This window comes from Actinomycetes bacterium (assembly GCA_035506535.1).
In the GTDB taxonomy this organism is placed as follows: domain Bacteria; phylum Actinomycetota; class Actinomycetes; order DATJPE01; family DATJPE01; genus DATJPE01.
This window is the reverse complement of the sequence record DATJPE010000064.1, coordinates 1-19,178: the sequence shown is the minus strand read 5'-3', so window position 1 is coordinate 19,178 and position 19,178 is coordinate 1. Positions and strand designations below refer to the sequence as shown.

Here is a 19,178-nt window from a genome sequence, read left to right as displayed (position 1 = left end):
AGGCTCTAGCCGTGGCCGTCAAAGAGGGCCTTCTGCAACGGAACGCAGCCACACTTGTCGACCGACTACCACAACGACAGAGTGAGATGGCTGCCTGGACCGCAGCGGAAGCCAAGGCCTTCCTCGACTCGACGACCACGCACCGGCTTGCCGGCCCGTGGGCCCTCACGATGTCCGGCCTGCGGAGAGGAGAGGTGCTCGGGCTGCGTTGGTCAGACATCGACCTCGACGGCGATCGACCGACCGTGACCATCCGACGCTCCCGAGTCTCGCTCGGACGCACGGGCGGAGGGATCTCGGAGGGTGCCCCCAAGTCCTTGCGGAGCAGTCGCCGGGTGCCGCTCGCGCCGTACGCCGTGAGCGCCTTGAAGCACACTCGCACTGTCCAAGTCCTCGAGCGGGAGAGCGCCGGCGAGTACTACGAGGACAAGGGTTATGTCGTGGCGAATGAGATAGGCGAGCCCATCCACCCGGACACCTACAGCAGCGAGTTCCGGCGGTTGTCCCGCCTCGCGGGGCTCCGTCCAATCCGTCTGCACGACTGTCGACACTCAGCGATCAGTCTGCTCCTCGCGGCCGGCGTCCCAGTGGTCACCGTTGCCGGAGTGATGGGCCACGACCCTGTCATCACGCAACGGATCTACGCGCACATGTTCGAGGACGACGCCCACGACGCCATGGCCACGCTCGACCGGGTGCTGCGAGGTCTGTGACAGATCTGTGACAAGTTGATCTTCGGATCACTTGTAGGCGCTTCGCCGTATCGGTTGACCTGCGCTTATTCGGTGGCCAGGGGCGGGGTCGAACCGCCGACCTTCCGATTTTCAGTCGGACGCTCGTACCAACTGAGCTACCTGGCCGGGAGTCGCCGGACGGCGACTCCAGGAGAATAGGCCATCGGGCGAGGCGCGTGCCGAGGTGATCGCTCACCGGCCGGTGCTGTCCCGGCAGGGAGAGCGCGATACCGTCGCGGCGAGGGCCCCTGACGAGGACCCTGACGAGGAAGGACACCCACCATGCCTGACTTCACCCCGACGCGCGAGGACCGGTTCACCTTCGGGCTGTGGACGGTGGGCTGGCAGGGAGTGGACGTGTTCGGGGGGGCGGTCCGTCCGCGTCTGGAGCCCGCCGAGGCAGTGCACAAGCTGGCCGAGCTGGGGGCGTACGGGATCACCTTCCATGACAACGACGTGTTCGCGTTCGGCGCCTCGGCGGCGGAGAAGGACGCGGCGTTGAAGCCGTTCCGGGTGGCGCTGGACGAGACGGGCCTCGAGGTGCCGATGATCACCACGAACCTGTTCTCGCACCCGGTGTTCCGGGATGGGGGGTTCACCAACAACGACCGTGACGTGCGGCGCTTCGCGATCCGCAAGGCAGCGGACAACATGGACCTGGCTGCCGAGCTGGGGGCGAAGGTCTTCGTGGCGTGGGGCGGTCGTGAGGGCGCGGAGTCGGGGGCGGCGAAGGACATCAAGGAGGCGCTGAAGCGCTACAAGGAGGCCTTCGACATCCTGGGCTCCTACATCCTCGAGCGCGGGTACGACCTGCGGGTGGCCATCGAGCCCAAGCCGAACGAGCCGCGCGGGGACATCCTGCTGCCCACGATCGGGCACGCGCTCGCCTTCATCAACGAGCTGGAGCACTCCGAGCTGGTCGGGGTGAACCCGGAGGTCGGCCACGAGGAGATGGCGTCGCTGAACTACGCGCACGGGCTGGCCCAGGCGTTGTGGCACGGCAAGCTGTTCCACATCGATCTCAACGGGCAGACCGGGCCGCGCTACGACCAGGACCTGCGCTTCGGCGCGGGCAACGCGCGGGGCGCGTTCTGGGCGGTCGACATCGTCGAGAACGGCGGGTACGACGGCCCGCGGCACTTCGACTTCAAGCCGCCGCGCACCGAGGACATGGCCGGTGTGTGGGCTTCGGCCGCGGCGTGCATGCGCAACTACCTCATCCTGCGGGAGAAGGTGCGTGCGTTCCGCGCCGATCCGGAGGTGCAGCAGGCACTGCGCGAGGCTCGCCTGGACCAGCTGGCCACCCCCACCCTGGCGCCTGGCGAGACGATCGAGACGCTGCGCGCGGAGACCTTCGACCCCGACGCGGCCGCCCAGCGCGGGATGGGCTTCGAGAAGCTCGACCAGCTCGCCCTGGACTACCTCTACGGCGTGCGTTAGGGGGCCGGCATGTGGGCTCAGCTGATCAAGGTGCACGCCAAGCCGGGCGCCGACGTCCTCAGCCTGTTCGCCCAGCTGCGGGCCATCGAGCGCCCCGGATCCGGGCTCCTGCGCACGATGGTCATGCGTGACGAGGAGGACCCGAACGCCTACTACACCCTGGTGGTGTTCGAGAGCGCCGAGCAAGCACGGGCCCGCGAGCAGGACCCCGGGCGCATGGACGCGCTCCGGCCGATCCAGGAGGCGATGGCCGGGATGCTCGACGGGCCGCGCGAGTTCGTGAACCTCGCGGTCATCGAGGACACCGCGACTGGCTGAGCGGAGGCCAGCGACGCCGAGGCGCTCCGGCCGGATCAGCGGGCTCAGCGACGCCGAGGGGGCTCCGGCCGGCCGCGGCTGAACCACAGCAGCGCGCCGAACACGCTCGTGAACACGAGCAGCAGCAGCCACGTCTGGCGGGAGAACGTCCGCACCGCCCGCGGGTCGGTCCTGGTGAAGTCGTACAGGGCGTAGAGCCAGAACGCGATCGCGGCGGCGACGAAGACCGCGGCGCCCGAAGCCATGCGTCCATGGTCGGGCAGCCCCGGAATCACCCGATCGCCGGGTTCAGTCGGCTCCTCCCGCGGTCGCGGTCGTGGGCCGATCCAGCGTATTTCGTGGCGGTCCCGCGTCTGGCTGCCGATGGCTCCTACCGTGGACGCTCGGCCGTCCCGTCCCTCCCGTGCGGCCGCGAGGAGTACCCGTGCGCACTGACACCCAGCTCGTGCCCGCGCTGCTGGCCGCGGCGCAGGAGACCACGACCGGCCAGCTCTGGTCGATCCTGCCCGGTCGCGGACCGGCGCAGGTCTACCTGGACGAGGGCCGCATCTACAGCGTCCAGGTCGCGGGCGTCGGCCCGACCCTCGGCGAGCGGCTGCTCGCGTGCGGCGCGCTCGAGCCGATCGACCTCGAGGTCGCCCTGGCCGCCCAGGACAGCGACGTACCGGGGTGGCGGCTGGGTGAGCTGGTGGTCCACCTCGGGTTCGTCGGGGCGGAGCAGGTGGCGCAGTGCCTCGACGCGCAGTTGCGCGAGCTGGTGGCGTTCCTGCTCGCCCAGCCGGCCACGCCCTGGCGCCTGCGCCCGCGGACGCGTACGCGCGCCGCCTTCGCCACGCCGCTGGAGGTCGTACCCCTGCTCGTCTGCCTCGGCGTGGACCTGCTGCCGACACCCTCGGCCGACGAGTGGGTTGAGCTGCCACCGCTCGAGGCCGCCGATCTCGCGGCCGCCGATCTCGAGGTCACCGATCTCGAGGTCACCGATCTCGGGCTCACCGAGCTCGAAGCGGCACCCGACGCCGTCCCGGCCGTCGCGATGGATCGGGCGGACGCCCTGGCCGCCCTCCACGACCTCGACGAACCGGCCGAGGACGGGACCGCCGCTGCTGTCGACGACGAGGACGCGCCTGCGGCACGTCGCCGGCCGCTGGACTTCCTGCCGCGCCAGCGCTCGGGCCGCGAGCGCCGGGGGCTGTTCAGCCGCCTGCTCGCGAAGAACTAGCCGCCGACCCGCTTCCGTCATGGTGCGGGCGCGGGCGGTCAGCGGCGGTCATCCGGCGTACGGGACGACCGGGAGGCCCAACGTGCTGGTCTGCGCCCGGAAGAGCGCGCCGGCGTCGGGCTCGGCGTCATCCGGCAGGTTCTCCCGGCTGGTCGTGACGAAGAGATCGGTGAGCCCCGGTCCGCCGAACGCGCACGACGTGGGCCTCGACACCGGGAGGTCCACCTGCTCGATCAGCCGGCCGTCGGGCGCGAAGCGGCGTACGCACCCGCCGCCATAGAAGGCCACCCAGACGCCGCCCTCGGCATCGACGGTGAGGCCGTCCGGCACGCCGGAGAGCGCCGTCGTGTCCACGAACGGGCGCCGGTCGACCAGCTCGCCAGGCGCCCGGCTGTCCAGGACGTCCACCCGCGAGGTCGGGGTGTCGACGTAGTAGGCGCGGGAGCCGTCGGGGCTCCAGGCGAGCCCGTTGGAGATGGTCACGCCCGCTAGCACCGCACGTACGTCTCCGGACGCGTCCAGCCGGTAGAGCGTGCCCGCGCGGGGCAGGTGCTCGTGGTCGTAGGCCATGGAGCCGCAGTAGAAGCCGCCGAACGGATCCGTCGCCCCGTCGTTCATCCGGACCGCGGGGTCGCTCCACACCTCGGGGAGGGTGTGCAGGGTCCCGTCAGGGTCGCGCAGGGCGAATCCCCGCTCGACGCCCAGCACCCAGCCGCCGGCGGAGCGCGGGCGGACGGCGGCGGCGATCCGGTCGACGTGCACCCGCTCGTGGAGGGCTCCCTCCGCGTCGACGCTCAGCACGTCGCCGGCGAACAGGTCGACCAGGTGGAGGCGGCCGTCGAACCAGACCGGCCCCTCGCCATGGAAGGCGTACCGTCCACCGAACCGCTCGGCCTCCAGGGTCATCCCCCCACCCTGCCAGCCCACCTGACCCTTCCGACTGAACGCGGCATTCCTTCGGACCTATTGGAGGAATGCCGCGTTCATTCGGAACAGGAACTGGGGCGACCCCGACGGGACTCGAACCCGCGACCTCCGCCGTGACAGGGCGGCGCGCTAACCAACTGCGCTACGGGGCCTCGGCTGTGCTGGCTGCTCGGACGAGGTTGGCCGGACGTACCCCCAACGGGATTCGAACCCGCGCTGCCGCCTTGAAAGGGCGGTGTCCTGGGCCGCTAGACGATGGGGGCTAGCCCCGCTGGAAGGCTGGATGAGCATACGGGACGCCGAGGAGTTCCTCCAAAGGGCATCCGTTCCGCAACGCCACTGCGATCCGGGAGGGCAGGGTGGTCCCATGAGCGCCGATCCCACGCTGTACGCCGTCCCGCTGGAGCGGGCGGCCCGCCACGCGCAGGCCTGGCTGGTCGCCGAGGCCGACCGGCCGATCCCGCCCCGGGTCGACGCCGACACCGCCGCGGCGACGCTCGGCGGCGCGCTGCCGGACGGGCCGACCGACCCGGCCGAGGTGGTCGACCTGCTGGCCGCCGGCGTCGAGCCGGGCCTGATGTCGATGGGGTCCGGGCGCTTCTTCGGCTGGGTCATCGGCGGCACCCTGCCCGCCGCACTGGCCGCCGACTGGATGCTCTCCGCCTGGGACCAGAACGCGGGGCTGCGCTTCGCCACGCCGGGGGTGGTCGCCGCGGAGGAGGTCGCCGCGCGCTGGCTGCTTGACCTCCTCGGCCTGCCCGCCGGCGCCGACGTCGGCTTCGTGACCGGCGGGATGATGGCCAACTTCACCTGCCTCGCTGCGGCCCGCCAGCACGTCCTGGCCGGGGCGGGTTGGGACGTGGATGCGGGCGGACTGGCCGGCTCTCCGGGCGTACGGGTGCTCGTCGGTGCGGATCGCCACGTCACGGTCGACGTGGCCCTGCGTCACCTCGGTCTGGGCGCCCCGACTCCCGTCGCGGACGACGACCAGGGCCGCATCCGGGTGGACGCGCTCGCCGAGGCGCTCGCCGCCGGTTCGGGGCCGACGATCGTCTGCCTGCAGGCGGGCAACCTGCACTCCGGGGCCTTCGACGACGTCGCCGCCGCCACCGAGGTGGCGCACCGCTACGGCGCCTGGGTGCACGTCGACGGCGCCTTCGGGCTGTTCGCGGCGGCCTCGCCCCGGCTGGGGCTGCTCGACGGCTACGAGGTCGCCGACTCGTGGGCCACCGACGCCCACAAGACGCTGAACGTCCCGTACGACTGCGGCCTGGCCATCGTCGCGAACCCAGCGCCGCTGCGCGCGTCCATGGGGGCGACGGCGAGCTACCTCATCCAGGACCCCGGACCCGGGGACCCGATGGACCGCGTCCCGGAGTTCTCCCGTCGCGCCCGCGGGGTGACGGTCTGGGCGGCCCTGCGCTCCCTCGGTCGCTCCGGCGTCGCCGCCCTGGTCGAGGGCTACGCCGCCCACGCACGCGAGATCGCCGCCGGGATCGCGGAGGTCTCGGGTGCGGAGATCCTCAACGACGTGGTGTTCAGCCAGGTGTCGGCGAGCTTCGGCCCCGACGAGCGAACCCGGGCGGTGACCCAGCGGCTGCTCGCGGACGGGGTGGCCTGGATGTCCGGGTCGCGGTGGCGCGGGCGCGACGTCATGCGCGTCTCGGTCTGCAACGCCTTCACCGACGCCGACGACGTGGCTCGCTCCGTCGACGCCGTACGTCGTGCCGCGGCTGGGGCCTGACGGCGTGCTCGACGTCCCTCCGGAGCAGTTCGAACGGTTGGTCGGTGAGGCCCTGGACTCCCTGCCCGAGCAGCTCGGGCGCGTCTTCGACAACGTCGCCGTCATGGTCGAGGACGAGCGCGCCGGCCAGCCGAACCTGCTGGGGCTCTACGAGGGCATCCCGCTGACCGAACGCGGCCAGTGGTACTCGGGGGTGCTGCCGGACCGGGTGACGATCTTCCGGCTGCCGATCCTTCGCCGCTGCGCGACCTACGCGGACGTCGTCGCCGAGGTGCGCGTCACCGTGGTCCACGAGCTGGCCCACCACATGGGCATCGACGACGAGCGCCTCGAGGAGCTCGGCTGGGGCTGACCGGCGGCGCCCCCTCCCTGGGTGTGTGATGGGGGCATGGCCAACAGCGAAGGCAAGGTCGCCCTCGTCACCGGAGCATCCTCGGGGATCGGTGAAGCCACCGCGAGGCGGTTGAGCGAGGCGGGGTACGTCGTGTACGCCGGCGCCCGGCGGGTCGAGCGGATGCGGGGGCTCGCCGAAGGTGGACTGCGGGTCGGGCAGCTCGACGTCACCGACGACGCCTCCATGGTCGACTTCGTCGAGCGAGCCGTGGCGGAGACCGGCCGCGTCGACGTCCTGGTGAACAACGCCGGGTACGGCTCGTACGGAGCCCTCGAGGACGTGCCGCTGGCCGAGGCCCGACGGCAGTTCGAGGTCAACGTCTTCGGTCTGGCGCGCATGACCCAGCTCGTCCTGCCGCACATGCGCGCCCACCGTCACGGATACGTGGTCAACATCTCCTCGATCGGCGGGAAGTTCTGGGAGCCCCTCGGCTCCTGGTACCACGCGACGAAGTTCGCGGTGGAAGGGCTCAGCGACTCCCTGCGGGTCGAGCTGCGCCCGCACGGCGTGCACGTGGTGATCATCGAGCCGGGGTCGATCTCGACCGAGTGGACCGAGATCTCTGCAGAGCACGCCGCTCGGTACTCCGCCGAGGGCCCGTACGCCGCGCAGGCGGCCGGGCTCGCCCGCGTCCTGGCGCCGCGCCGCGACGGGCGCCCGATCGGCTCCTCGCCGGAGGCCGTGGCCAAGGTGATCGTGCGTGCGGTCGGGAGCCGGCACCCCCGAACGCGGTACGCCGTCGGGTCGGGCGGCAAGCCGATCACCTACGCGCGCCGGCTGCTCCCCGACCAGATCATCGATCTGGCGGTCGGTCGGCTGTACCGCCCGGAGCCGATCAGCTCCGAGTGAGCCGTCCGGCCACGCGCTGGTCGGCCGGGCGCAGGTCGACCGCCTCCTGCCGCAGGACCTGCCAGCGGCTCTCGCCGGCCGGGCCGGCGAGCAGGCCCGACTCCAGGGCCGCGACGATGCGCTCGCGGACCTCCTGCTCGTCCTCGATGTCGGACGCGAAGACGGTCCGGACGGTGAGGGAGTGGCCGTCGCGCTCGATGATGCTCGTGTGGTGGCGCCAGCGGCAGTCGCCCTCGTGGTCCCAGTGACCGCACAGGCTCACCGTGACGGCGGCCGCGGGCGCCCGGTCGTCGGCACCGTCGGCGAGCTCGAGGTGCCCCTCGTGGGCGTACGCCTGCACCATGGCGCGGAACAATAGAGCCCAGCCGGGCCGGTCAGCCAGAGTCCGGGGTCGACTCCCAGGTGATGCCCGGCCGGCTCCGAGACGCCGAGACCCCCGGGTCGGGCTCACAGCCAGGAGACGTGTCCCTTGAGCAGCACGTATCCCACGAAGGCCACCGAGTCGATCAGGGTGTGGGCGATGAACATCGGCATCACCCGGCCCCACCGCTGGTAGAGGCGACCGAAGATCACGCCCATCACGGCGTTGCCGACGAAGCCGCCGAACCCCTGGTAGAGGTGGTAGGAGCCGCGGAGGACCGCCGAGAAGGCGACCTGGCTCCAGGGCCGCCAGCCCAGCTGGTCCAGCCGGTGGATGACGTAGCCGAGGACGACGGCCTCCTCGAGCAGCGCGTTCTCGGCGGCGGCGAGGACCAGGATGGGGATGCGCCAGAACACCGGCGGCAGGTCGGTGGCGACGACGCTGAGGTTCATCCCGATGTGCCGGGCGAACAGGTACAGCGCCAGGCCGCTGCCGCCGATGAGGGCGGCCAGGGCTGTGCCGCGCAGGATGTCGCGCTTTGGCTGGGAGGCGTCGAGCCCCAGCACCTGCAGCGGCTTCTCCTTGGACAGGCTGAGCAGGTAGCAGACGAGCAGGACCGGGATCAGCGCCCGCCCGATGGCGAGCAGCTGGTAGACCAGGTCGAACCAGTGCCGGTTGGGGGCGCGACTGCCGATGAGGGGGGCGGTGATGAGGCGGTTGAGGTGCCCGTGGCTGGTGGTGTAGTCCTGCAGGAGGTTCACGAACGCGACCACGCCGCTGTAGCCGAGCGAGATCGCGAGCACGATGAACAGCTCGAACTTGATCTGGCGCCGGGTCACGCCGGGACACGGTAGGGGAGGTTCCTGAAGGTTTCCGGCGGCGGATACGGTCCGGTCATGACGACGACCGTTGACCGTGCCCGGCTCTTCGACCTGCTCGCGCGCGAGCGCGCGACGTACCTCGCGGCCAACCCGCGCTCGGCGGCCGCGTACGCCGCCGGCCGCGAGCACCTCTTCGGAGGCGTGCCGATGACCTGGATGAACAAGGCGGCGGGCGGTTTCCCGCTCTACCTCGCGGAGGCGCGAGGTGCCTCGGTGACCGACCTGGACGGGCACACCTACGTCGACCTCTGCCTCGGGGACACCGGCGCGATGGCGGGGCACTCCCCGGTGCCCACCGTCGTGGCGGTCCGGCGGCGCCTGGAGGAGCTCGGCGGGGCGACGGTCATGATGCCGACGGAGGACGCCGCCTGGGTCGGCGCCGAGCTGGCGCGGCGCTTCGGGCTGCCGTACTGGTCGTTCTCGCTCACCGCCACCGACGCCAACCGCTGGGCCATCCGCCTCGCCCGGATGGTGACCGGACGACAGAAGATCCTGGTGAACTCGTGGTGCTACCACGGCAGCGTGGACGAGGTCCTCATCGTGGTCGGACCGGACGGCCGGCCGGAGGTCCGCGAGGGCAACGTCGGCGCGCCGGTGGACGTACGCCTGACCACCCGCGTCGTGGAGTTCAACGACGTCGAGGGACTCGAGCGGGAGCTGTCGTACGGCGACGTCGCGTGCGTCCTCATGGAGCCGGCGCTGACCAACATCGGGATCGTGCTGCCCGAGGAGGGCTACCTCAAGGCGGTCCGAGAGCTCACCCGGGCCACGGGGACGCTGCTCATCAACGACGAGACGCACACGTTCTCGGCCGGCCCCGGTGGGATGACGGCGGCGCACGGTCTCGAGCCGGACGTCGTGACCCTGGGCAAGGCGATGGCCGGCGGGATCCCCATCGGGGCGTACGGGCTGTCCGCGGACGTCGCCGACCGGGTCAGCGCGCGCGACGACGTGGACCTCATCGACACCGGCGGTGTGGGCGGGACGCTGGCGGGCAACGCCTTGTCGATGGCGGCGGCCCGGGCGACGTTGTCAGAGGTGCTGACACCCGAGGCGTTCACCCGGATGACGGCGCTCGCCACCCGGTTCACGGCCGGCGTGCAAGGGGTCATCGAGGAGTTCGAGCTGCCGTGGTCGGTCGTGCAGCTGGGTGCGCGGGCGGAGTACCGCTTCGCGTCGCCGGCCCCTCGGACGGGAGGGGAGTCCGCGGCCGCCGCCGACCCGGAGCTGGAGGACTACCTGCACGTGGCGCTGGCCAACCGAGGGGTGCTGCTGACGCCCTTCCACTCGATGGCCCTCATGTGCCCGGCCACCACCGAGGCCGACGTCGACCGCCACACCGAGGAGTTCACCGCCGCCGTCTCCGCCCTCCTCGCCTGACCCCCGCCTGCCCCGTCCGACTGAACGTGGCGTTCAGTCGGACCTATTGGAGGAACGGCGCGTTCATTCGGAAAGATGGCGGGGGGAAAGGGGTCGAGGGGTCAGAGGCGGGCGTTGGCGACCTCGGCCTCCTTGTCGAGGCCGAGGGTGAGCTCCTCGGCGGCGTAGCTCTCGATCGAGCCGCCCATGAGGGGGATGCCTGCCTTGACCTCGCCGGCCACCCTCAGCTCGGATCCGGCGCCGCCCGGCGCCAGCCGCAGGGTGGCGTCCACCTTCATCGGGGTCCCACGGAACGTCGCCTTGAGCGAGCCGTCCCGTGAGCCGTCGGCCGCCGGCGGACCCCACCGCTCGACCTGGTCGATGGTGATCGCATCCCCGACGAAGGACTTGGCGAAGGACGGCAGGCCGTCCGCCGGGAGCTTGCGGGTGGTCTTGATGACCGTCTCGTCGCCCTCGGTGGAGACGTCCACGGAGGAGTCGAGGGAACCGGTGGCCGTGCACTTCTCGGCGACGTACTCGGGATCCTTGAGCACGGCGAAGACGGACGCGGGGTCGCTCTCGTAGGACAGCGTGTGCTGGAGCTTCATGCGTGCATCCTCGCGTACGTCGGCGGCGGGGCGAAGCCCGGCCCTACCGCGCCTTGAAGTCGGCGATCGCCGCCTCGTACACCCGGACGGTGTCCGCGGCCACCGCGTCCCAGCCGAACACGTCGACAGCCCGCTGGCGCCCGGCGACCCCGTACGCCCGCGCGCGGGCCGGGTCCGCGGCCAGCGCGTTGATCGCCGCCGCCAGCCCGGCGTCGAAGGAGTCGGGGTCGCGCTCGTCGTAGTGGACGAGCGAGCCCGTCGTACCGTCGACCACGACCTCGGGGATGCCGCCGACGTCGCTCGCCACGACCGCCGTCTCGCAGGCCATCGCCTCGAGGTTGACGATGCCCAGCGGCTCGTAGATCGACGGGCAGGCGAACACCGTGGCGTGGGTCAACAGCTCGATGAGATCCTCCCGGGGCAGCATCGTGCTCTCCCACATCACCTCACCCTCCCCCCGCTGGGCGCGCAGCGCCGCCACCATCGACGCGGTCTCCTCCGCGATCTCGGGGGTGTCCGGGGAGCCCGCGCACAGCACGAGCTGGATGCCGGGCTCGAGCCGCCCCGCCGCCGCGAGCAGGTGCTTCAGCCCCTTCTGCCGGGTGATGCGCCCGACGAAGAGCACGTACGGCCGGTCCGGGTCCACGCCGATCCGCTCCAGCGTGGCGCAGCTCTCGACGGGCGCGAACGCCGCCGTGTCGATGCCGTTGAGGACGACGTGGACCTTGTCGGGGTCGAGCTCCGGATAGGCGTCGAGCACGTCGTGGCGCATCCCCTTGCTCACCGCGATGATCGCGTCGGCCGCCTCGTAGGCGGTCCGCTCGGCCCACGAGGAGAGCCGGTAGCCGCCGCCGAGCTGCTCGGCCTTCCAGGGGCGGTGCGGCTCGAGGGAGTGCGCCGTGACGACGTGCGGGACGCCGTGCAGGATCGCGCCCAGGTGCCCGGCCAGGTTGGCGTACCAGGTGTGGGAGTGCACGACGTCGCAGCCGTCGATCGTGGCCGCCATCTCGAGGTCCACCCCGAAGGTCTGCAGCGCGAAGTTGGCGTCCACCAGCGCGGCCGGGACGGCGTGGGCGACCGCGCCGTCGCGGGGGGCGCCGAAGCAGTGCACGTCGACGTCGTGGGTGCGGCGCAGCTCACGGACGAGGAAGTCCACGTGGACCCCGGCGCCGCCGTAGACGTCCGGAGGGAACTCTCTGGTCAGCAGCGCGATCCGCATGGCCACAGCGTAGGGTGCGGCCATGGCGAGGAGAGGTGTCCTCGGGATCGTCCTGGCCGGCGGTGAGGGCAAGCGGCTGATGCCGCTCACGGCGGATCGGGCCAAGCCGGCCGTGCCCTTCGGGGGCCAGTACCGTCTCGTCGACTTCGTGCTGTCCAACCTGGTCAACGGCGGCTTCCTGCGGCTGTGCGTGCTGACCCAGTACAAGTCGCACAGCCTCGACCGGCACATCACCACCACCTGGCGCCTGTCGAACCTGCTCGGCAACTACGTCACGCCGGTGCCGGCCCAGCAGCGGCTCGGCCCGCGCTGGTACCAGGGCAGCGCCGACGCGATCTACCAGAGCCTCAACCTGGTCTACGACGAGAAGCCCGAGTACGTCATCGTGTTCGGCGCCGACCACGTCTACCGCATGGACCCGCAGCAGATGGTCGAGCAGCACGTCGAGTCCGGGGCCGCCGTCACCGTCGCGGGGATCCGCGTACCGCGGTCCCAGGCCGACCAGTTCGGGGTGATCGAGACCGGCCCCGACGGGCGCAACATCGCCGCGTTCCTGGAGAAGCCGAAGGACCCGCCCGGCCTGCCCGACAACCCCGACGAGTCCTACGCGTCGATGGGTAACTACGTCTTCACGACGTCCTCGCTGATCGAGGCGCTGAAGCTCGACGCGGGCGACGAGGGCAGCGTCCACGACATGGGCGGCAACATCATCCCGATGCTGGTCAAGGAGGGCGCGGCGAAGGTGTACGACTTCGCCGACAACGACGTACCCGGGTCCACCGACCGCGACCGGGGGTACTGGCGCGACGTCGGGACCCTCGACTCCTACTACGAGGCGCACATGGACCTGGTGTCCATCCACCCGGTCTTCAACCTCTACAACCGCCACTGGCCGATCCTGACGACGCAGCCGCCGCTCCCGCCCGCGAAGTTCGTCGAGGGTGGAGGGGCGCACGAGTCCATCGTGGGCGCCGGGACCATCGTGTCGGGCGGGCACGTGGTGTCCTCGGTGCTGTCCAACGACGTGACCGTGGGGCAGGGGGCCTACGTCGAGGGCTCGGTGGTCATGCCCGGCGTCGTGATCGGTCGGGGCGCGGTGGTGCGCCGGGCCATCCTGGACAAGAACGTCGTCGTCCCGGACGGGGCGCGCGTCGGGGTCGACCTGGAGCGTGACCGGGACCTGTACACGGTCAGTGCGGGCGGGGTCGTGGCACTGGGCAAGGGCGTCACCGCGCTGAGCTGAGGAACGCCCGTCGCTGGGGCGGTCGCAGCGGCCGCTGCTGTCGCCCACCCGCATGTTGCCGTCGTATCTGCCGCCGATCACGCTGGCGGAGCGGCCGGGGTCGAGACTGACGGCATGGTCGACTTCCCCGAGGTGTTCGTGGAGAGCCGGGCCCAGTGGCGCGCGTGGCTGGAAGCCAACCACGTGTCGTCGACCGGGGTGTGGGTCGTGACCTGGAAGCGGTCGACCGGGAGGCCCCAGGTCACCTACGAGGACCTCGTCGAGGAGGGCGTGTGCTTCGGCTGGGTGGACTCGGTCGCCAAGCGCTTCGGCGAGGAGCGCTCGGGCCTTCGGATGACCCCACGCAAGCGCCGCAGCCGATGGTCGCGCTCGAACCGGGAGCGGGTCGCCCGACTGCAGGCGGCCGGCCTCATGTCCCCCGCGGGGCTGGCCGTCGTCGAGCGGGCCAAGGCCGACGGGACCTGGGACAGCGCCCCATGAGGCCGGCGTCGGAGTCCCGCGCCCCGTCCCGCCGCCTCACCCGGGGATTTCCTCGCAATGAACGCGGCGTGGTTGCACACCTACTGCAACGACGCCGCGTTCATTGCTATCAGGGAGACGGCGGGATGGGGTCAGGCGGGCTGGCCCTCAGGCAGGCTTGCCCTCCTGGGTGACGGTCTGCGTGCGGGCCTCACCTCTGACGGATCCGCCCTCGCCGAGGGCCACCCGGCTCTCGCCCTGCTTGATCTCGATCCGCCTCGGCTTGGCCGCCTCGGCGACCGGCAGGGTCAGGGTCAGCACTCCGTCGGCGTAGGTCGCCTCGATGTGCTCGAGGTCGAGGCCGTTGCCGAGGGTGAGCTGGCGCACGTACGTCCCGGTGGGACGCTCCTGCGTCATCCACTCGACATCGCCCTCGGTCGCCGACCGCTGGGCGCGGATGGTCAGCACCCGGCCGTCGACGCCGACGTCGATCGAGCCGGGGTCGGCCCCGGGCAGGTCGCAGCGCAGGACGAAGTGATCGCCGGTGCGGTACAGGTCGACGGGCATGGCCCGCATCTCCGTGGCCGCGTTCATCATCCGCTCGGTCAGGCGGTCGAAGTCGCGGAAGAGGTCGTAACGAGTCACCACCACAACCACCTCCTCGAGGGGGCGGGACCGACCGGCACGGTGCCGGTCCGGGTCGCGGACTCCTCACGGTGGTGGTGCAGCCGCGAGTCCGTTCGCGACACCTCCACTATTAGCACTCTCACCCGGTGAGTGCCAAGTGCCGTTGGTCCCGGCACGACGTGCCGGGGCGACCGGCGCCAGACGCGACGTCGCCCCCCACCCCTTCGGGCGGGGGGCGACGTGTGATGCCCGTCAGCACCAGGCGGTCAGACCAGCGAGGCGCACTGCCCGAGCGCGTGGCTGCCGACGTGGTTCGGGCCGTAGCTCGGCGGCTGGCCCTGGACGGCGTCGCCGAACTGCGCGGCCGGGTAGTTCGCGAAGCAGGCGAGGTTGTGACCGACGGTGTTGTGCACGATCTCGTTGGAGTCCGGGTCGACGCCCCGGTTCCACGAGTAGTACAGGTTGCCGCCGACCCAGTTGCGGATCGCCCCCATCCAGCCACCGTTCCAGCCGGTCAGTACGACGCTGCCGCGCACCTTGTTGTCCTTGAAGGCGAAGTTGAACGCGAGGTCCGCCTCCGTCACCTTCGACCCGGGGCCACCGCCGTTGGAGATGACGTCGCCCCCGATCTTGCTGCCGTCGATGAACATGGTCAGCGGCTGGTCGGCGATGATGCTGCCCCGGACCTCGGTGTCGGAGTTGCTGGCGCAGCCGACGCCGATGACCGTGCAGCCGAGCCCCAGGACCGCGCCCTTGCCCACGATGATGTCGCCCTGGACCTTGACCGTCGCGAGCGTGACGGCGTCGAGGACTCCGCCGGGCACCACCCAGATGTCGTGCTTCACCTTGACGTAGGCGTTGTCAGGGATCGTGCAGAAACCCTTGATGACCAGGTGGTCGTACCACCCGCTGTTGATGTTTCCCCCGTTGCAGGTGTAGCCCGAGCCGTGGGCGCTGGCGGACCCCGCTCCGAACAGCGTCGCGGCTCCCGCGAGCAGCAGTGCGATGAGAACGAGGGCAGACCGTCTGTGCGTGGTGAAAGACATGCGCACCCCTCCTTCGGAGGTTGAGGATGCGCGAACCCTCCTCCCGTGGTAAACGCGCGTCAAGGGGGTCCGGAACTGCCTCGCGAGTCAGCTCACGGTGATGGCGTGGTACTTCTCGTGCAGGTACGTCGACGCGACGACCGGCGGGTACTCCACGCGTCCCACCGGTGGCGGGAACGTGGAGACGACAGCGTCGTGGTCGCACTCGTAGAAGTAGACGAGTGAGGTCAGTTCCTCTTGCGGCGCCGACGGATCCGGCGGCAACACGCGGTGGCGGCCCGAACGCCAACGGTCACCGGTCCACCGTGCGAGCAGGTCGCCGATGTTCACCGTGAAGGCACCCGGCTCGAACGGCGCGTCCTCCCACCCGCCCTCGTCGGAGTGGACCTGCAGCCCGCCCTTGCCGGCTTGGCGGTCGAGGATGGTCACCGACCCGAAGTCGGTGTGGGGACCGATCCGGAACTGTCCCGGCAACGGCTCGCCGACGACCGTCATCGGCGGGTACCAGTTCACCTGGAAGGTCCACGTCGGGTGCCTGGTGCTGCGCGTGAAGGTGTCCTCGGGCAGGTCGAGGGCGGCGGCCAGGAGGGCGAGCAGGTCGTCCGCGAGGACCCGCATCGCCCTGGTGTAGGACTCGACGACGGGTCGCAGGAAAGGCTGCTCGGCCGGCCACACGTTGGGCGGGAACCACTCGGCATCGATCTCGGGTACGCCGACCGGTTCGTCGGCACCCACCGCGAAGGACTCCTTGAGGTCAGGAGGTGACGCGGTCCCCTCGGACGCGGCGTTCGCCTCGGCGCCCTGGGCGATCCAACCGCGCCCGCCGGGCGGGACGGCGTACCTCGCCTTCACCTCCTCCGGGAGGGCGAAGAAGGCGCGGGCCGCGAGCCGTACGTCGGCACGCAGGCCTTCGGGCACGTCGTGCCCGGTGACGAGGAGGAACCCGACCCGCTGGAGGGCGGAGTCCACCTCGGCAGCGAGCCGGGCGTGTTCGACGGCGTCACCCTGGCGCCACCGGGTCAGGTCGATGGTGGGAACGGTCGGGGACATGTGACCTCCACGGGTTCGCTCGCGATGACCGATCATCCCTGGTCCGACTCACCGGTCGGTCGACCACGGCCCCGACCGCACCGTCCGCAGTGCGGACGGTGCGGGGCTGCCCGTTCACCCACATGTACGTTCAGACAGGTCATGCCGTGGTCGATGCCTCGCACCGTGAACGCCTCACGCCGTCGGCCCCGGCGAGCCGGCTACGCCTTGCTGGCCCTTGCCGTCGCCGCGGTGGGCGCTCTCGCCCTCGCCCCGGCGCAGGCCAGCTCGTCGGCGGCGGACGCCGTGGTGGCGAAGTCGAGCGTCACGAGGCTGGTCCCGGGGAGGGGCCTGTCCTCCGGCCCCCGGGTGACCCTGGTCAAGCTCAAGATCTCCCCGGGGACGTACTACGTCCAGATGCCGGTCACGCTCCAGCACACCAACCCCGACCCGGTCGACTACGTCGACGTCAGCCTGGTGTGCAAGGACAACTACGGGCACGCGAACCAGATCGGCCAGGCCGTGAACACGCTGCACGGCACGACGTTCACCCTCCAGCCGCGCCTGTACGTGACGTTCACCGGCAGCATCCGCGGGGTCTGCGCCGGCTATGCCTACATGGGCCGCATCCAGGGCTCGCCCGGCGCCTCCCCGAGCAGCCGAACGATTCGCGTGACGAGCGCCCGCCTGATCGTCACCAAGGCCAGCACCGCCGCCCGTGAGACGATCCGCTTCAAGGGCAACACGGCGGCCAACAACCACCCGTACACCGGTCACAGCTCACGGGTCTCGGTCGGGGTCCACTTCCACGCCGCGCCGGTCGACTTCACCGTCGACACCACCAAGGCTAGCTCGTTCAGCCTCGCCGGCGACGTGTTCATGACCGCCTGCACGAGCCCTGGCGGGAGTCAGGACCCGACGACTCACGGCGTGAACCTGTGCGCCTCGGTCTTCAAGGTCATCAAGGCGGGGCCGCAGGTCCGGACGCGGCTCATGGTGCGCCAGTACGCCCCAGACGGGGTCACCGCGTGCCGCACCCTCGTCGTGCCTCTCACGACCACCACCTTCCACATCAGCTCGAAGCGCCACCACCTGCCCGTCGAGCTCAACGGCACGCTCACCCTCCCGCCGATGGCCGGCTGCGGCTCCCACGCCCAGGCGTGGACCGAGGTGTACGTGGAGAGCGCACCGTCGGTGGTGGTCCACTTCCCGAGCTCGAACACCGCCGTCGTGCCGATCTGACACCTGACCGGCGCGGGTGTCTCTTTCCGCGTCGCCGGTCCGGGCTCCCGTACCCTGCACGGGGCGGAGGTGGTCGGCACACGTGTGGCGCGATCGGGTCGCTCCGACCCTCGAGTCGCTGGATCGTAGACGCGCGACCCGGGTCCTGCTGATCGGCGCCGCGTGGCTCTGCGCGGCAGCCGGGGCCGCGCTCGTGCTCGGGGTCAGCCTGCAGCACCGCCACCTCGGCCAGGACCTCGCCCCCATCTACGGGGCCGGGCTGGCGGCCCGGCACGGTCGTCCGCTGTACGCCGTCCCGAACTTCGTCTACACGCCGGTGACGGCGCTCCTGGCGGTGCCCCTGACCGTCGTGCGGTTCACGGTCGTCTCGCGGCTCTACCTCGGCCTCGAGGTGGCGGTGGTCACCGCGGTCGCGTCCGTGACGGTGGCACGCTTCGTCCCTCGGCGATGGTGGCCGGTCGCCGCCGGGCTAGCGTCGGCGGCCCTCCTGGTGAGCAACCTGAGCGTGCACTCGCTCTGGCTGGAGAACGCCTCACTGGCCCTCACGGCGGCCGCCCTCGTGACCGTGTGGATGTTCGGTACTGATCGGTGGCTCGCCGGGTGCGTCGTCCTCGTGCTCAGCCTGCTGATCAAGCCGCTGCTGCTGCCCCTGGTGCTCATCCCGCTGCTCGCCCGTCGCTGGCGGGAGCTGGCGATCGCGGCGCTCGGCGGTGCTGCCCTGCTGCTCGGCTCGCTGGCCGTGACCCGGGGCGGGGAGCGCCTGCCCGACATCGCGCGGCGGCTGCTGCGCGGCTCGGTTCTGGTGCACCGGGCATCGGTCGACAACCTCTCCCTGAACGGGTGGGCGCACACCCACGGCCTGCCCCCCGGTCCGATCCTGCTCGTGCGGATCGCCGTCGTCGCTGTCGCGGCATGGGTCTGCGCGGTGCAGGTCCGCAGCCACGCCGTGCTGGACATCCCGCGCACCGCCGCGTTGGCCAGCCTCCTGCTGCTCGCCACCTTCCTCGCCGGCACCCTCAGCGAGATCCATTACCTGTTCGTGGTCATCCCCGGCGGATGCGCCGCCCTGCTGATCAGCCGTCGCACGGCCGTCCGTGCGGCGGCCGTGGTCGGGATCGGCGCCACCCTCGTCCCGCTCCGAAACCTGTCGCCGACGGTCCACCAGGGTGTGCTGGTCCTCGCGGAGCTCGCCTTCTTCACCGCCGTCGCCCTCGCGCTGACCGACGTCACGGTCGGATGACGAAGATCCTGGCCACGCCGAGCGACCCGGCGGCTGGCAGGGTGACCCTCTGCACCGAGCGTCCGGCCAGCAGCCGAGCGAGCTGCGCGGGGCTCGCCTGGTAGCGCCCGTGGCTGAAGCGGACCACGGTGACGACCCGCCCCGCTCGCAAGGCCGCCGGCACCGAGTCGAGCCGGGTCACCGTCGCGCACCGCGTGTCCCAGCCCATCTCCGGCCGGTAGCCGGTTACCACGAGGCAG

General features: G+C 71.3%; 22 protein-coding genes and 3 tRNA genes. 12 read left to right on the top strand and 13 right to left on the bottom strand.

All coding sequences use genetic code 11. From position 1 onward, the window contains the following. On the top strand, positions 1 to 713 hold a 713-nt coding region (locus VMI11_10215), incomplete at its 5' end, for a site-specific integrase (GenBank protein ID HTY72779.1). A gap of 73 nt (positions 714 to 786) precedes the next feature. Here the strand turns inward: VMI11_10215 and VMI11_10210 are convergent. Continuing rightward, positions 787 to 860 (bottom strand) — tRNA-Phe (locus VMI11_10210). Between the two features lie 156 nt (positions 861 to 1,016). On the opposite strand from VMI11_10210, the gene xylA reads away from it, so the two are divergent. Together xylA and VMI11_10200 are read left to right on the top strand one after the other, a co-directional pair. Further along, complete coding sequence (xylA, locus tag VMI11_10205) at positions 1,017 to 2,174, top strand: xylose isomerase (protein ID HTY72778.1); 1,158 nt, start codon at positions 1,017 to 1,019, stop codon at positions 2,172 to 2,174. A 9-nt stretch (positions 2,175 to 2,183) separates the two neighbouring features. Beyond that, a complete protein-coding gene (locus VMI11_10200; GenBank protein HTY72777.1) occupies positions 2,184 to 2,492 on the top strand; it encodes an antibiotic biosynthesis monooxygenase in 309 nt (102 codons plus the stop codon). A gap of 44 nt (positions 2,493 to 2,536) precedes the next feature. On the opposite strand, the gene VMI11_10195 is transcribed toward VMI11_10200, so the two are convergent. Next, positions 2,537 to 2,737, bottom strand: coding sequence for a PLDc N-terminal domain-containing protein (locus tag VMI11_10195; protein HTY72776.1), 201 nt, complete (start codon positions 2,735 to 2,737; stop codon positions 2,537 to 2,539). Positions 2,738 to 2,916: 179 nt separating this feature from the next. Between VMI11_10195 and VMI11_10190 the strand changes: the two genes are divergently transcribed. Then, a complete protein-coding gene (locus VMI11_10190) occupies positions 2,917 to 3,711 on the top strand; it encodes a hypothetical protein (GenBank protein HTY72775.1) in 795 nt (264 codons plus the stop codon). Between the two features lie 48 nt (positions 3,712 to 3,759). On the opposite strand, the gene VMI11_10185 is transcribed toward VMI11_10190, so the two are convergent. The 3 genes from VMI11_10185 to VMI11_10175 form a co-directional block, all read right to left on the bottom strand. After that, positions 3,760 to 4,617, bottom strand: a complete 858-nt coding sequence (locus tag VMI11_10185; GenBank protein ID HTY72774.1) for an SMP-30/gluconolactonase/LRE family protein — start codon at positions 4,615 to 4,617, stop codon at positions 3,760 to 3,762. Between the two features lie 99 nt (positions 4,618 to 4,716). Then, positions 4,717 to 4,790: transfer RNA gene (locus VMI11_10180), tRNA-Asp, on the bottom strand. A gap of 38 nt (positions 4,791 to 4,828) precedes the next feature. Beyond that, positions 4,829 to 4,901: transfer RNA gene (locus VMI11_10175), tRNA-Glu, on the bottom strand. A 104-nt stretch (positions 4,902 to 5,005) separates the two neighbouring features. Here VMI11_10175 and VMI11_10170 point away from each other — a divergent pair. Genes VMI11_10170 through VMI11_10160 form a run of 3 tightly spaced genes read left to right on the top strand, consistent with a single transcriptional unit; the run spans position 5,006 to position 7,625 of the window. After that, positions 5,006 to 6,382 carry an aminotransferase class V-fold PLP-dependent enzyme gene (locus VMI11_10170; protein ID HTY72773.1) on the top strand — a complete coding sequence of 459 codons (1,377 nt, stop codon included), beginning with the start codon at positions 5,006 to 5,008 and terminating at the stop codon, positions 6,380 to 6,382. Between the two features lie 4 nt (positions 6,383 to 6,386). Beyond that, positions 6,387 to 6,734: a metallopeptidase family protein gene (locus VMI11_10165; protein HTY72772.1), complete on the top strand. Its 348-nt coding sequence runs from the start codon at positions 6,387 to 6,389 to the stop codon at positions 6,732 to 6,734. Between the two features lie 36 nt (positions 6,735 to 6,770). Continuing rightward, a complete protein-coding gene (locus VMI11_10160) occupies positions 6,771 to 7,625 on the top strand; it encodes an oxidoreductase (protein ID HTY72771.1) in 855 nt (284 codons plus the stop codon). Here VMI11_10160 and VMI11_10155 read toward each other — a convergent pair. Both VMI11_10155 and VMI11_10150 read right to left on the bottom strand, forming a co-directional pair. Next, positions 7,612 to 7,968 (bottom strand): hypothetical protein, encoded by a 357-nt coding sequence (locus tag VMI11_10155; protein ID HTY72770.1) that lies wholly within the window; start codon positions 7,966 to 7,968, stop codon positions 7,612 to 7,614. The genes VMI11_10160 and VMI11_10155 overlap by 14 nt on opposite strands. A gap of 104 nt (positions 7,969 to 8,072) precedes the next feature. Next, positions 8,073 to 8,825, bottom strand: a complete 753-nt coding sequence (locus tag VMI11_10150) for a CPBP family intramembrane glutamic endopeptidase (protein ID HTY72769.1) — start codon at positions 8,823 to 8,825, stop codon at positions 8,073 to 8,075. 57 nt (positions 8,826 to 8,882) lie between these two features. Here VMI11_10150 and VMI11_10145 point away from each other — a divergent pair, with 57 nt between their 5' ends. Beyond that, positions 8,883 to 10,247, top strand: coding sequence for a transaminase (locus tag VMI11_10145; GenBank protein ID HTY72768.1), 1,365 nt, complete (start codon positions 8,883 to 8,885; stop codon positions 10,245 to 10,247). Positions 10,248 to 10,348: 101 nt separating this feature from the next. On the opposite strand, the gene VMI11_10140 is transcribed toward VMI11_10145, so the two are convergent. Next, positions 10,349 to 10,834, bottom strand: coding sequence for a DUF2505 domain-containing protein (locus VMI11_10140; GenBank protein HTY72767.1), 486 nt, complete (start codon positions 10,832 to 10,834; stop codon positions 10,349 to 10,351). A gap of 43 nt (positions 10,835 to 10,877) precedes the next feature. After that, the gene (gene glgA / locus VMI11_10135; GenBank protein ID HTY72766.1) at positions 10,878 to 12,053 is read right to left on the bottom strand and encodes a glycogen synthase; all 1,176 of its coding nucleotides are present in this window, start codon (positions 12,051 to 12,053) and stop codon (positions 10,878 to 10,880) included. Between the two features lie 22 nt (positions 12,054 to 12,075). On the opposite strand from glgA, the gene glgC reads away from it, so the two are divergent. Further along, on the top strand, positions 12,076 to 13,296 hold the full coding sequence (gene glgC / locus VMI11_10130) for a glucose-1-phosphate adenylyltransferase (protein HTY72765.1): 1,221 nt from the start codon (positions 12,076 to 12,078) through the stop codon (positions 13,294 to 13,296). A gap of 114 nt (positions 13,297 to 13,410) precedes the next feature. Continuing rightward, complete coding sequence (locus VMI11_10125; GenBank protein ID HTY72764.1) at positions 13,411 to 13,776, top strand: hypothetical protein; 366 nt, start codon at positions 13,411 to 13,413, stop codon at positions 13,774 to 13,776. Between the two features lie 147 nt (positions 13,777 to 13,923). On the opposite strand, the gene VMI11_10120 is transcribed toward VMI11_10125, so the two are convergent. The 3 genes from VMI11_10120 to VMI11_10110 all read right to left on the bottom strand — a co-directional run bounded on the left by VMI11_10120 (position 13,924) and on the right by VMI11_10110 (position 16,478). After that, a complete protein-coding gene (locus tag VMI11_10120; protein HTY72763.1) occupies positions 13,924 to 14,403 on the bottom strand; it encodes an Hsp20/alpha crystallin family protein in 480 nt (159 codons plus the stop codon). A 245-nt stretch (positions 14,404 to 14,648) separates the two neighbouring features. Further along, positions 14,649 to 15,428 (bottom strand): hypothetical protein, encoded by a 780-nt coding sequence (locus VMI11_10115; protein HTY72762.1) that lies wholly within the window; start codon positions 15,426 to 15,428, stop codon positions 14,649 to 14,651. Positions 15,429 to 15,515: 87 nt separating this feature from the next. Continuing rightward, positions 15,516 to 16,478, bottom strand: coding sequence for a 2-oxoglutarate and iron-dependent oxygenase domain-containing protein (locus VMI11_10110; GenBank protein ID HTY72761.1), 963 nt, complete (start codon positions 16,476 to 16,478; stop codon positions 15,516 to 15,518). 153 nt (positions 16,479 to 16,631) lie between these two features. On the opposite strand from VMI11_10110, the gene VMI11_10105 reads away from it, so the two are divergent. Then, positions 16,632 to 17,699: a hypothetical protein gene (locus tag VMI11_10105; GenBank protein HTY72760.1), complete on the top strand. Its 1,068-nt coding sequence runs from the start codon at positions 16,632 to 16,634 to the stop codon at positions 17,697 to 17,699. 82 nt (positions 17,700 to 17,781) lie between these two features. Then, positions 17,782 to 18,939 (top strand): glycosyltransferase 87 family protein, encoded by a 1,158-nt coding sequence (locus VMI11_10100; GenBank protein HTY72759.1) that lies wholly within the window; start codon positions 17,782 to 17,784, stop codon positions 18,937 to 18,939. On the opposite strand, the gene VMI11_10095 is transcribed toward VMI11_10100, so the two are convergent. Further along, a partial coding sequence (locus tag VMI11_10095; protein HTY72758.1) for a hypothetical protein occupies positions 18,926 to 19,178 on the bottom strand: 253 nt, incomplete at its 5' end. The genes VMI11_10100 and VMI11_10095 overlap by 14 nt on opposite strands.